The sequence below is a fragment of the Kordiimonas sp. genome (assembly GCF_048264555.1).
Lineage (GTDB): Bacteria > Pseudomonadota > Alphaproteobacteria > Sphingomonadales > Kordiimonadaceae > Kordiimonas.
The window spans coordinates 132,673-145,888 of record NZ_JBLXCX010000006.1 but is presented as its reverse complement, the minus strand read 5'-3'; the positions used below and the strand labels follow the sequence as shown (position 1 = coordinate 145,888).

The following is a 13,216-nucleotide window of genomic DNA, read 5'->3' as shown; positions in this document are numbered from 1 at the left end:
TTGCCTCCATGATGCAAGATCACGTCATGTACGACCTTGATGACGCTAAATTGGAAAAACATTCGGTCACCCTATCCGGGCACCGTACTTCGATTTCGCTTGAAGTTTGTTTCTGGCGACATCTCAGGCAAATTGCCAAAGACCGCAACACGTCCGTGAACGAGCTTGTACGTCAACTTGATGAAGCGAGAAACGGCTCGCTATCAGGCGCCATTCGGGCGTTCATACTGCAAATGCTGGAAAAACAAGCGCGTACCGATTAGGTCCCGTCGCCCTCTTTTTTGTCCTCCTCTGCCTTCTTGGCCTCGGCTTCTTTTTTCCTTTTCTCTTCCTGCGCTTTTTTGAGGTTGTTCAGGAAACCAAACGCGCGGCTAAACACCTCGCCCGCCGGGTTTGTGGCAGCCTCCCCAGTGGTCGCTTCCCGGTTTTCCTGTTCCTTGAACAAAGTTGTGCGGATGCGGCGCTCAATGCCCGCAATCACGAAACTTTCAAGCGCACGGCTTGTCCAGTTGGCGGAGGGGTTGTTGAGTGAACCGGAGTATTTTACAGGAATAACCGGCGCATCCTGCGGGCTGGTGAGGTTTAGTTGCCCTTTGAGGTCCATCAGGCTTTCACTGAAGTTAACCTGACCATCGAGCGACAAGGCGCCCCAAGGGCCACTTGCCGAAAGCGCCTCAACGAGAGCAACGCCACCATCAAGTGTGAAACGTGTTTCAAGGGCGGCAAAGTTGGTTTTCCCCTGCCGTAAGAAGCCCCCAATAGAGGTCAGGAACCCCGTGGGTGTAGACGCCTGTGACATCTCGCGCACGAGGGATGGCACGCTCAGGAAATTAAGCGCACCCGCACGTCCGGTTATCTCGCCACGCCCTCTGAGCTTCGCAAGCATCGCTTCCGGGGTTTCGCCGCTGGCATTGAAGTTGAAGTTGAAGGAAGCCACACCATCGGCCACCTTCCCGAACCCTTCGGAAAGCAGCATGGACGCTATATCCAACTCCTTGATCACGATATTGCCCTTAAGCGCGGGAGTACCACTCACGTCAAGATCGACAGCAACTGTCACAGGCTGCCCATTCAATTGCGCACTGCTACCAAGATCGAGCCGGATCAACCCATCACCAGCCGTGAGCGCCGCAGCAGGAGCTTGAACTCGTTGACCAGCGAGCGTGACCCCATCGAGCGCCAGATCAACTTGTCCACTATACCCCCTCAGCGTCTCAAAACTGAAGGGTTCCCCTTCCGGCTCAGTTGCCTGCTGTTTATCTGCGTTGCCAGTCAGATTATTGAACACAAACCCAGAGCCCTTTAGCTTGCCATACAGTCGGCTCTTGTTGTCCGAGCCTACATTGCCAGCGATTTGAGCCTCCCCGTTTCTGACATCCAGGCTCTCAAGCGCCCACGCCCCTTCGGAAAGCGTAACGTTTGCAGCAATACGGAGCGGCTGCGCTGGTGCCGGCACGGTTAGCGCAGGCAAAAACTTGCGCGCTGCAGCTTGGGCTCGTTTGTGGTCATAGGTTACCTGCCAGTTGCTTTTGCTGTCACCCTGCTCCCCTTTTGCAAGCAACTGACCACCAGCAAACTCGCCGCTGACATCCATTTTGATCGGCGCATTAATCTTCTGACTGGCACTAAAAGTCAGGTCAGCCGAGGCACCACCGTTGATCTCAAAACCAGTTTGAGAAGCCAACGGACGTAGATTGTCGTGCTTGAGCGTTCCCCGCACATCAAACGCCAGCGGCCTGTCCGCCACATAGGCAACGGTCCCGTTGGCTGCTATTTGACGCGCCGCGCCATTGGAGGCGGAAGCTGAGAGATGCAAATTGGACAAAGGACCTGTGAGCCTCAGGTTGCCATCAAACCCGCTCATGCCGCTCGCGCGAATGAAGGGTTGCATATCGGGCATAACAGCCAGCACAAATGGCATGGGCCAATCGGTGAGTTTAACATCGCTGTCTACCTCCAGCTCAGAGCCGGAAGGACGGATTTGCGCCGCCGCTTGCAGCCTTCCTTTACCACCTTTTAGCGTTAGAGATGTCACCCTCACGCCTGTGCTGGCGAGCTGCGCATCAATACTAATGTCTCTGAAGGACTGACCGGCCCATTGCACTGCACCGGCCTTAAAGTCTAAGCGCGACGCTGTTTCCGGCAACATGGCGAAGAATTTTGAAGGTTTCCGTGAGGACCCGTCCGTCGCATTAGTGTCCGCTGCAGTTTGTTCGGGCAGGTAGGCATCCAAATTGATATTGTCAGCATTAAGCGACACGTTGGTCGGCCAACCTCCCGTGAGTGTACCGACCACACCGCCCGTGATATTTGTCGTATCCAACCGGCTCTTGATATTCGAGACCAACCACCTGTCACCATCAAGCTCGAGCGTCCCGGCGAAATCTGCTGTCGCAAGACGGCCTGGTGCAAGTTGTCCGCTCGGGTCATAACCGAGCCAACGCAGCATATCCTGCAAGTTACCCGAGGTGGCGTTGAGCGTACCTTTGCCGCGCATATCGGCCCCAAGGCGACCTTTGAAGCTAACACTCGTCGCGCCGGGTAAAAGTGCCTGCATGTCCCCAATGAACAGGCCCTCATCACCAACACCAAGTGCAAAATCAACCTGCTGGATCAAACCGTCCAACACCCGGATGCCTTCGATTGTAACGTCTACATTTCCAAAGACCGGCAACTCAGGCGCTGATGCTGCACTGGTATTCTGATCAGTAGTAGAGGAAGAGCCCGCCTGTTGGGCTGCCTCCATCCAAGGCTGAAGATCAACAATACCAAGCGAGAGGGTGCCGCCTACATGGGTTTTCTCCATACGGCTTGCGAGTGTAAGGTCCACCCGCCCCAAGGTCTCTGCGGCCTTCAAGGTACGGGAGGTTACTCGGGTCACACCAGCCGTAGGCTCGACCTGCAGGTCAAGCTCAAATGCCTCATTAGGCAACATAGAAGGACCTGGTTCGCCAGTGCCCATAGCAGTTGCCGCGGCGACGAATTTCCCTAACTCACTGCCGTTCAGTTGGACCCGTCCAGCGAAAGCACCGTCGTCAAGTCGTCCCGAAATATCTGCGGACCCGCCAGCCACTGCGGCCAGCACCTTAATCGAGGTCACCCCTTCTTCCCGTGACGGTCGCAACTTCCCTTCAGTGGTGAGCTTTTCCCCCGCTGTTTTAAGCCCGCCATCCCACTCAAACGGGCCCGTCGGTAATGTCCCGGAAAAATTAAGCTGAATCTCTTCAAATATGCGGGAGGTGCCATCCGCATTCACCAGTGTGATCTTGCCGCCCTGTAGCTCTAAGCGATTTAACTTTATTGCAGCGGCAGATTCAGATGTTTCGTCCTCATTAGCCTCTGGCCAGCCCCGCAAGTTGATGCTGCCATCCGTGCGCTCCTCCAATGTCACATCCAGCCCAGTCAGGCCCAAATGCTGGATATCAAGCGCACCTTTGAGAAGTGCAGAAATACCAAGCCGGGCTTCAATCAGCTCAGCGGTCGCAACAGGTTCTACAACACCTTCCTGCATTGGGAACATCCGAACCTGTTCAGCCGACATCGACGGACGCGGCAACAGACCGAGGCGAATATCTCCGGCGAGCTCAACCCTCATGCCGGTTTGCTCTGAGATAAGAGAAGCCAACGTGCCCCGATATTGATTCCAGTCGAGAAAACCGACTGCAACGGAAGCTATCACCACCAGCCCGACCAAGCTTCCAACCAGCCACGTCAGGATTTTTGTGATCTTGCCCTTTTTCATTCCCGTCCTCCGTTGCACGCCGTGCGCATCATTAGCCCAGAGTGCGCAAAGCTGATGCTGATTGCAAGTGACCTTCCCAAGTATCCATATCAATTTGGCAAGCTTGCGGCGAAAATTCTTAACCTTTTGAAATTCTGACACTAAGGTGCAGAAAACGGCCTTGATTTGAGCACTATGAACACCAGAAGAATACTCCAACCTTCCCTATCACCTGCACCCCTAGGTTTTGCCTTGAGCGCAATGCACTCATTCAGATTCGGGGAAGCATAGGCATGCCAAGCGGGCACATAAAACGAAACTGGTTTCAGCGGCTTAGAAGACGTATACGGGCTTCGCTCTTCAGTGCAGGCGGCTATGAGTTTGGCGCCATCACCGTCATCGCAGGTTTTATCGGTGTTATCTCAGGCTATGCCGCAATCGGGTTTTATCTGGCGATTGGTGAACTTCTTACCATCGGCTTTGGCCCGGAAGAGGCCGAACTGGCAACAGGAGCCGCTACGCTTCCATGGTATCACCTGATTGCAGTGCCTGTGATCGGCGGTTTGATTGTCGGGCAACTGCTCCGTTTTTTGCCCAAACACCAGACCCGTGCCGTTGCAGATGTGATTGAGGCAGCAGCGATCAGGGAGGGTAAACTAAACCTCAAAGAAGGTTTTTTAAGCGCGGGTGTTACGGTTATCTCACTCGGCTCAGGTGCGTCGCTGGGGCGTGAAGGCCCTGTGGTGCACATCGGTGCGACCCTTGCGGCGGCTGTCACACGCGTCCTACACCTCAACCCATCCGTCGCGCGGACTTTACTTGGTTGCGGTGTGGCTGCGGCTGTAGCTGCATCCTTTAACGCGCCCATTGCTGGCGTTTTCTTCGCGCTGGAAGTTATCATCGGGCACTATGCATTGCACGCCTTTGCGCCTGTGGTTATCTCTGCAATCGCCGGTACCCTCGTGAGCCGCGCGCACCTTGGCGACTTCCCCGCGTTCCACACAGCCGAATATGCCATCGCCAGCTTCTGGGAATTTCCGGCATTTTTCATCTTGGGCATCGCGTCTGCCCTGGCCGCGGTGATATTCATGTCCGGCCTCGACTGGGCAGACAAGATACGGGGGAAAATCAGTCAGATTCCTTACTGGTTGCAACCTGCAATCGCTGGCCTTGGGGTCGGTTTGATCGCGCTGTATTTCCCGGAGGTGCTGAGCGTCGGATATGAAGCAACCAGCAAAGCCCTCAATGGCGAATACGGTTTTGAACTGCTAATTTCACTCGTGATCGCAAAAATGGTCGCAGCCGTGATCTGTTACGGTGGTCGATTTGGTGGCGGTGTATTCTCCCCATCGCTTTTCCTTGGCGCCATGGTCGGCGGCGCGTTTGGTATAGCAGCCGGTGCGGTTTTCCCAGAGCTTGCATCTACACCCGGCCTTTATGCTGTTGTTGGCATGGGGGCTGTCGCCTCAGCCGTGCTGGGCGCACCAATATCAACCATGCTTATCGTGTTTGAAATCACCGGTGACTATAACGTGACCATTGCCGTTATGATCGCATCTGCCGTTGCCAGCATGGTCACCAGCGCGTTTTACGAACGTTCTTTCTTCCTGATGCAACTCGCGAACCGAGGCATTCGGCTTGAGGGCGGCAAAGCGACCTATCTGTTAAAATCCGCTCGTGTGGCAGACCACATGACCCGTGACTTTTTTACGGTGCGCGACACCGAACCCGCGATCAAGGCACGTGAACTTCTTGTCACCCAAGGCGGCGGCATGCTGATTGTGACAGACGAAGCTGGTGCGATGGTTGGTGTTTTAAGTTTTGGGCAATTACCTGCGGATATCTTCGAGGGTGACACCGCGCGCACGCATGTGGTGCGCGAATATATGCGCGATATGCCACAAACAGTGAAAGCAAACCAACCGCTTCAGGTAGCGCTTCATAAGCTGGATGTCAGTGGTGAAGAAACCCTGCCTGTGGTCTCATCGGATAACAGCCACACGGTTGTAGGCCTTATTCGCCACCGGGATGTGATGCAGGAATATAACCGGGCCTTGCTCGAAAGCCAAGGCGGCGACACCCGGCTACGCCGCCGTGTCTAAGCCCTTTTTCTGAAGAAATTCAGCCTGCGCCATTGACGCTCTTTTCGTGCTTCCCATTGGGTGCTATAGACCCCCAATGATGAGCGACCCTTTTGACCTTGATGATCTGGACGATGGCGATACCCAAGCGCCGTCTATACCCCAAGCACCACATGCGGATGCGCCGCCCCCTTATATTGAAGGCCTGAACCCACCGCAGCGTGAGGCCGTGCTGGCGACAGATGGCCCCCTACTGGTGCTTGCAGGAGCTGGTACAGGCAAAACCCGTGTGCTGACCACCCGCCTTGGTCATCTGATGGCAACGGGTCGGGCAGCACCCTGGAACATCTTGGCCGTGACCTTCACCAATAAGGCCGCGAAAGAAATGCAAGACCGGGTAGCGCGCGTAATCGGGCGACCGGTTGAAGGTATGTGGATTGGTACATTTCACTCCGTCTGCGTGAAAATCCTGCGTCGTCATGCTGAGCTTGTGGGCCTCAAGTCCAATTTCACTATTCTCGATACCGATGACCAGATCAGGCTTCTGAAACAGCTCATTCAGGCAGAAAATATTGATGAAAAGCGGTGGCCCGCACGAACGCTCGCGGGGCTGATTGACCGCTGGAAGAACCGCGCCCTTACACCCCCAAAAGTACCCCAAGGCGAGGCCTTCGCTTTTGCGAACGGGCTTGGCAGCACGCTTTATGAACAATATCAGGAACGCTTACAGATATTGAACGCGTGCGACTTCGGCGACCTGCTGATGCACGTCATTACCCTCTTTCAAAACAACCCGGATGTGCTGCGCGAGTATCACAATCAGTTCCGCTACATTCTGGTGGATGAGTATCAGGATACCAACGTTGCGCAATATCTTTGGCTTCGTCTTCTGGCCCAAGCCTCAAAGAACATCTGCTGTGTGGGTGATGACGACCAATCCATCTATGGCTGGCGCGGCGCTGAGGTCGGCAACATTCTCAAATTCTCAACCGATTTCCCCGGTGCGAAGGTCGTTAAGCTTGAGCAGAATTATCGTTCGACCGGACACATCCTTGCCGCCGCGTCACGGTTGATCGCAGGCAACGAAGACCGGCTCGGTAAAACGCTATGGACCGACCAGCACGACGGCGAGAAGCTCGACATCCGTGGTGTTTGGGACGGCCCTGAAGAAGCCCGCGCCATAGGCGAAGAGATTGAGAGCCTGCAGCATAAGGGCAACAAGCTCAGCGAAATTGCGATCCTTGTCCGCACCGGCTTTCAGATGCGTGAGTTCGAGGAACGTATGATTACGCTTGGCCTGCCCTACCGCGTTGTCGGCGGCCCACGCTTTTATGAACGCGCGGAAATTCGGGACGTAATGGCTTACTTGCGCGTCATCTCACAGCCGGACGATGATCTCGCGTTTGAGCGTATAGTGAACGTACCCAAACGCGGGCTTGGTACCACGGCGGTACAAAAGGTACATCATCTCGCGCGCTCACACGGTATTTCCATGACAAGGGCCGCACGGCAGATCACCGGGCTTGATATGCTAAGACCACAAGCGCGTAAGTCGCTCACTCGGCTGATGGATGACTTTGATCGCTGGCGCGGCTTGCTGCATAGCCACAGCCACACCGAAGTCACCGAAATGCTACTTGAAGAATCAGGCTATATGGAGATGTGGCAAAACGATACCTCACCAGATGCTGCAGGCAGAATCGAGAACATCAAGGAGATGGTTTCCTCGATGGGTGAATTCGAGAATCTTGGTGGATATCTTGAACATATTGCACTCGTTATGGAAAACGACAGCAATGAGACCCAAGAGAAGGTCACGCTCATGACCCTCCATGCAGCAAAGGGGCTTGAGTTCGATACGGTCTTCTTGCCCGGATGGGAGGAAGGCTTATTCCCCAACCAACGCGCGCTGGATGAAACTGGCGTTCGTGGGCTCGAGGAAGAGCGCAGGCTTGGCTATGTGGGCATCACACGCGCCAAGCAAAAAGCTTATATCTATTTTGCGGGCAACCGGCAGGTATTTGGCCAGTGGCAATCCAGCCTGCCCAGCCGTTTCATCGAAGAACTACCCGGCGAGCATGTGGAAATGGAATCGGCCCAAGGGCTCTATAGCGGCCGCAGCAATCGCGGAAGCTGGGGGGACACCTATGACGACTTCGGCTCGGGCGGCTCAAGTGGTTATTACACTTCTTCCGGCGACAAATATGGCCCTGGCTGGCAGCGGGCTCAAAACTGGCGGCAACAGCAAGCCGGATACAACCGCACCGCCAAAACCATTGATATGCCTACAACTTCAAGCCGCAAACCAAAGCCCAAACCAAAACCGCTGGTTAGCGATATCGCCGTGGGGGAGCGTGTTTTCCACGATAAGTTTGGCTATGGCATCGTTGAGGATGTTGAAGGCAACAAGCTACTGGTTGCTTTTGATAAGGCTGGCAGCAAGCGCGTTGTCGACACCTATGTTACCCGTGCCTGAGGGCCAAAGGAGTTTTCATGTCTGAAATTTGGTGCCTGAAAGGCGAACTTACACTTGAGCGCGCAGAAGCGCTTGAAGAACTTCTGTCGGTCATGGGGGATGAACGCGGAGAGTTCCCTCCTACCCTGTCCTATTTTGAACAGCCGGGCGAGCCCCTCTGGGTCGTGGAAGTTTTTTTTGCTGAAAAACCCGATGGTTCATTTGTGCCGGAGCTGCTCGAGCGTGCGGACCTCACCACTTGGCAACACGACTTCGCCGCGGTTGAAGACAAAGACTGGGTCAGTGAAAGCCAAAAACTGCTTTCGCCGGTTGAGGCAGGTCGCTTTTTTGTGTTTGGCGCGCACGACAAAAACAAAGCCCGCACCAATGCCATCAACCTGCAGGTAGACGCTGGGCAGGCTTTCGGCACAGGCAAACATGAAACAACAGCAGCCTGCCTTGAAGTGATCGATAGCCTCGCGAACGAGATAACTCCCCACAAGGTACTCGATCTTGGCACAGGCTCCGGCGTTCTTGCTCTCGCGGCACATAAAGTCTGGTCAGGTGCCCACGTTGTGGCTAGCGATATTGACCCCATCGCCATCGTCGTGACCGATGAAAACATCGAAATCAACGCAGGCGTGCCACGTCAACCAGGGCAGGATAAAGCAGGCATTGCAACGGTTGTAGCGGCCGGATTGGATGATCCGGCGTTTAGCGGTGACAGCCCCTTCGATCTTATTGTCGCCAATATCCTTGCTGGGCCGTTGATTGACCTGTCCGGCGACATCACCGACGCATTGGCTCCGGGCGGCACCCTTGTTTTGTCGGGCCTTCTCGTAACTCAGAAAAAAGAAGTCCTCGACGCCTATAAGGCTCGAGGACTAGTAACTCTGGGCAGAGTAGAGAAAGGGGAGTGGCTCGCGCTTACATTGCGCAAGCCATAGATCTCATCAGAGACCTGAGGATCGCAGGCCAGCGGCTCAGTCGCTGCCCTGCTTGGAAAATTCTTAGTGGGCCAGTGCGCCGCCGCCGAAGGCGCCACCACCCATGCCGCCAAAACCACCACCAAGGCTGCGTGGGCGGGTGATCTTGAACTGAACAGGCTTACGCACAGGCTCAGCGCGCATCATGCCGTTTGCTGTCATCAGCGTGAAAAAATCACCTTTGGCTGTCAGGTCCAGTGCAAGCTCTGATACGGTTTCTTCTGCGGTAACCAGAAAGAATTCTTTGTCCTTGCGGCCACACACGGCGCCAGGCACTTTGCCGTTCGCTGCCATCAAACCCATGAAGCTGAATGCATCCAGTGTTACAAATTCGTTTGCTGCTTTTGCCATCGGTAATCTCCTTAACCAATCTCGCTGTTTATTTTTATTTCATCAGCCCTTGCTGACGCCGCCTAGATAGGCCTGTTTGTTATGATTAAGAAGGCGTTAAAACTGCGTATTAGATATGCATAAAACGCATAGCTATTGCGATTAACCTTCTCGCAATACGCAGGTCACATTTTGGTAATAAAAAGGCGATGAGATGACATTTCAGCGAAAGAAATGAAATGTTTTGATCAGACTGGCCGAAACCCAATCACAAACATCAGCATGGCAAGTAGTATGGTCCACAGAGCAATACCGCCCATCACATAGGGGGTTGCCATCTTCCGCTCAAACCAAAGGCGCGGCTGAATGCCCTTGGCGAGAAAAACCAGGAGGCCAGACAGGTTTACACACACCACGTTAACCACCAGGAGGAGAAGCGCACCGTAAGCCAGCTTGAGCTCACCTTGCCCAAGCATGAAACCGAAGGTAGCGGCAGGCGGCAGCAATGCAACGGCCACCATCACGCCAACCAGCGTCATGGAAAGGCCCGAGGTCAGGGAAAGTACACCGGCAACGCCAGATGCCGCAGCCAGCGCCACACCACCAAGCCCCACCTCTGTCCGGCTCATAAGTTCCCAGCTATCCGGGAGTTCTGGCCATACGAATCCAATAACCGCCGACACGGCAACCGCTAGTGAAATACCGGAAAAGGCGGTCACAAATGACTGGGTCATAAGCTCTTTGTTGCCAAGCGAGGTACCAAAGGCGAAAGCAAGGTTGGGGCCCAGAAGCGGCGCGATCACCATCGCACCAATCACCACGGCAACGTTGTTTTGCATCAGACCGATCAACGCCACGATCGTGGACAGGAAGGTGAGAATCATGAAATTCATGTCCAGCCGCGCACCCTGCCCCATTTTCTGGAACAGCTCCTCGCGTGTATCTGTCGTTCCTTCCTGATCCACATGCGGCAGAGTGGTCTCCACGGGCAGGATGGATATGCGCGCTTTTGACGAGATACTGAGAAGCTGCTGCAAGGCATCAATAACTTTCTGCCTGTCGCCCGACCGGGTTAGCAAAAAAAAGAGCGCATGATCTTCATCAAGCGCGACGCCCTTATGGTAGGAGATCACGCATTCATGCGATGTTGCGATAGATTTGATATTGGCCTCAGCGGATACCGGTGCTGTTACCTGCAACATCTTGAGTGACATAAGCTTCCCCGTGCTTGCTTCCCGAGAAGCCTAATGCAGCTCATGCAGCTTCACAAGCTGCCTGATGCTAGCTTGCGATAAAGGCCAGCCACTCATCCTCATCCATGGTGCGGACACCAAGGTCTGCCGCCTTTTTGAGCTTCGAGCCAGCACCTGGCCCGGCAATAACAATATCTGTTTTTTTGGAGACTGAACCCGCGACCTTCGCGCCCAGTGCTTCAGCCTTCGCCTTCGCCTCGTTGCGCGTCATCTTCTCGAGGCTACCGGTAAACACGACAGTGAGACCAGTGACGGGGCTATCGCTTGCTTGCCCGGCCATTTCTTTGATGGAAAGGAGCCCGATAAGGCGCTCAAAAGCTGCCCGGTTTTTCGGCTCGGTATAAAAGTCCTCAATATTCAGGATGGCATCCACACCGATTCCATCGATCGATGCCAGTTCCTGATTTATATTGAAAAGTGCCCGCGCCACATCGGCGGGAAAGCGGAAATTATCGCGCTCAAGAAACGCTGCCACGGTTTCCAGATGAGCCAGCTTGATGTTGTCCCCCTTAAGCTGGCCGGATGTGATGCGGTCCACCCGCTCTTTCACCAAGCCAACATAGGCGTTAGGGTCTGCAAGGAGATCGCCCGGGCGCAGGGCATCCTCAAACGCCTTCAGAGAGCCAAACTTCATCAGCACATAATTGAGGGAAGAGATCTCCTGCGGGCTGAAGTCAACCTCGAGTGCTTGAATATGGATAAGCACGTCTTTGAGGTAAGCAACCAAAGCCTCGACCCCACCAAAGTGACGCGCCAACAGCTTGGCCGTTTCCTGGCCAATGCTGGGGATACCAAGGCCAAACAGGAAACGATGAAAATCGATACTCCGGCGTTCTTCTATTGCGGCAATAAGGTTGTCGACTGATTTGTCGCCCCATCCTTCTTTGTTTTTCAGCTCATCTACTTTGCTGGAAAGCTCAAAAATATCACCGGGCTCACTCACCCAGCCCCAGTTCACAAAAGCTTCAATCTGTTTATTGCCCAGCCCTTCGATGTCAAACGCGTTGCGGCTAACAAAATGCCTGAGCCGTTCAACAAGTTGGGCCGAGCAAATCAGGCCACCGGTGCATCGCACCACCACATCATCGCCTTCTGCTACGGCCTGAGAGCCGCAAACCGGGCATTCCTCTGGAAAGGCGAAAGGTACCGCGCCTGCCGGTCGCTTCTCAGCGACAACCGCAACCACCTGCGGGATCACATCACCGGCACGCTGGATGATAACTGTGTCACCAACTCGCACACCAAGGCGGGCGATCTCATCCCTGTTATGAAGGGTGGCGTTGGAGACAACCACACCGCCCACGGTAACAGGCTCTAATTTCGCGACAGGTGTGAGAGCACCTGTTCGGCCCACTTGGATATCGATGTCCCGAAGAATAGTTGTCGCTTTTTCCGCAGGAAACTTGTGGGCAATCGCCCAGCGCGGCGCCCGCGCCACCATGCCCAGCCTATCCTGTAGGTCAAGCCGGTCCACCTTATAAACAACACCATCAATGTCATAATCGAGCGACGCACGCTGCTCCGCGATCATGGTATAATGAGCGATAGCGGCTTCGGCTCCGTCACATATCTGCATCAAGGGGTTCACATCAAACCCCCAGGCTTTGAAAAGCTCAATCATGCCCATTTGGGTCGTGGCTGGCATTTCAGACACCTCCCCCCAGGCATAGGCAAAAAACTTCAAAGGGCGAGCGGCTGTGATGCTGCTATCTAACTGACGCAGACTACCGGCAGCGGCGTTGCGTGGGTTGGCAAACACCTTGCCGCCTTTTTCTTCTTGGGCTTTGTTAAGGGCAAAAAAATCGGCTTTGCCGATATAAACTTCACCTCTCACCTCGATAACGTCAGGCCAATCGCTTCCCGAGAGCTTTTCAGGGATCGTATCAATGGTGCGCGCATTGACGGTTACATTCTCCCCAACGGCACCGTCACCGCGGGTAGCGGCCTGCACAAGCTCGCCCTTTTCATAGCGAAGGGCGAGGGAGAGACCATCGATTTTCGGTTCGGCGGTGAGCGCCACACTCTCCGCCTCACCTAGCCCCAAGAAACGCCTCACTCGCGCCACGAATTCCGTCACATCTTCGCCACTAAAGGCGTTCTCAAGTGACAGCATAGGCTTCGAGTGTGTGACCTTGTCAAACTTGCTGGCACGCACCGCTGCGCCCACACGTTTTGAAGGGCTATCGGAACGGATGAGCGCGGGAAAGCGCTGTTCTATTGCCTCATTTCGCTTCCGTAACGCATCATATTCTGCATCAGAAACCACAGGGTTATCGTCGCCGTGATAGCGCTGGTCATGGTAGGCGATTTCCATGGCAAGGCGAGCGAGCTCTGCGCGGGCCTGTGTTTCATCCAAACTTTCGACTGGAATGTTGCTCTCTTCCGCCATG

8 protein-coding genes are annotated in these 13,216 nt (G+C 54.7%); 4 read left to right on the top strand and 4 right to left on the bottom strand.

The annotated features are described in order from the left end of the window. The first annotated feature begins 8 nt into the window (after positions 1 to 8). Positions 9 to 263 carry a ribbon-helix-helix domain-containing protein gene (locus tag ACN0XZ_RS15710; RefSeq protein ID WP_417458742.1) on the top strand — a complete coding sequence of 85 codons (255 nt, stop codon included), beginning with the start codon at positions 9 to 11 and terminating at the stop codon, positions 261 to 263. Here ACN0XZ_RS15710 and ACN0XZ_RS15705 read toward each other — a convergent pair. Beyond that, positions 260 to 3,742 carry an AsmA family protein gene (locus ACN0XZ_RS15705; protein ID WP_417458741.1) on the bottom strand — a complete coding sequence of 1,161 codons (3,483 nt, stop codon included), beginning with the start codon at positions 3,740 to 3,742 and terminating at the stop codon, positions 260 to 262. The genes ACN0XZ_RS15710 and ACN0XZ_RS15705 overlap by 4 nt on opposite strands. Positions 3,743 to 4,014: 272 nt before the next feature. On the opposite strand from ACN0XZ_RS15705, the gene ACN0XZ_RS15700 reads away from it, so the two are divergent. From ACN0XZ_RS15700 to ACN0XZ_RS15690, 3 genes are all read left to right on the top strand, one after another. Beyond that, a complete protein-coding gene (locus tag ACN0XZ_RS15700) occupies positions 4,015 to 5,823 on the top strand; it encodes a chloride channel protein (RefSeq protein ID WP_417458740.1) in 1,809 nt (602 codons plus the stop codon). Between the two features lie 79 nt (positions 5,824 to 5,902). Next, a complete protein-coding gene (locus ACN0XZ_RS15695) occupies positions 5,903 to 8,278 on the top strand; it encodes an ATP-dependent helicase (protein WP_417458739.1) in 2,376 nt (791 codons plus the stop codon). 17 nt (positions 8,279 to 8,295) lie between these two features. Continuing rightward, on the top strand, positions 8,296 to 9,204 hold the full coding sequence (locus tag ACN0XZ_RS15690) for a 50S ribosomal protein L11 methyltransferase (RefSeq protein WP_417458738.1): 909 nt from the start codon (positions 8,296 to 8,298) through the stop codon (positions 9,202 to 9,204). Positions 9,205 to 9,267: 63 nt separating this feature from the next. Here ACN0XZ_RS15690 and ACN0XZ_RS15685 read toward each other — a convergent pair whose 3' ends face one another. From ACN0XZ_RS15685 to ligA, 3 genes are all read right to left on the bottom strand, one after another. After that, complete coding sequence (locus ACN0XZ_RS15685) at positions 9,268 to 9,594, bottom strand: hypothetical protein (protein WP_417458737.1); 327 nt, start codon at positions 9,592 to 9,594, stop codon at positions 9,268 to 9,270. Positions 9,595 to 9,821: 227 nt separating this feature from the next. Further along, positions 9,822 to 10,787 carry a TIGR00341 family protein gene (locus ACN0XZ_RS15680; protein ID WP_417458736.1) on the bottom strand — a complete coding sequence of 322 codons (966 nt, stop codon included), beginning with the start codon at positions 10,785 to 10,787 and terminating at the stop codon, positions 9,822 to 9,824. 67 nt (positions 10,788 to 10,854) lie between these two features. Then, positions 10,855 to 13,215: an NAD-dependent DNA ligase LigA gene (ligA, locus tag ACN0XZ_RS15675; protein WP_417458735.1), complete on the bottom strand. Its 2,361-nt coding sequence runs from the start codon at positions 13,213 to 13,215 to the stop codon at positions 10,855 to 10,857. Position 13,216 lies beyond the last annotated feature (1 nt).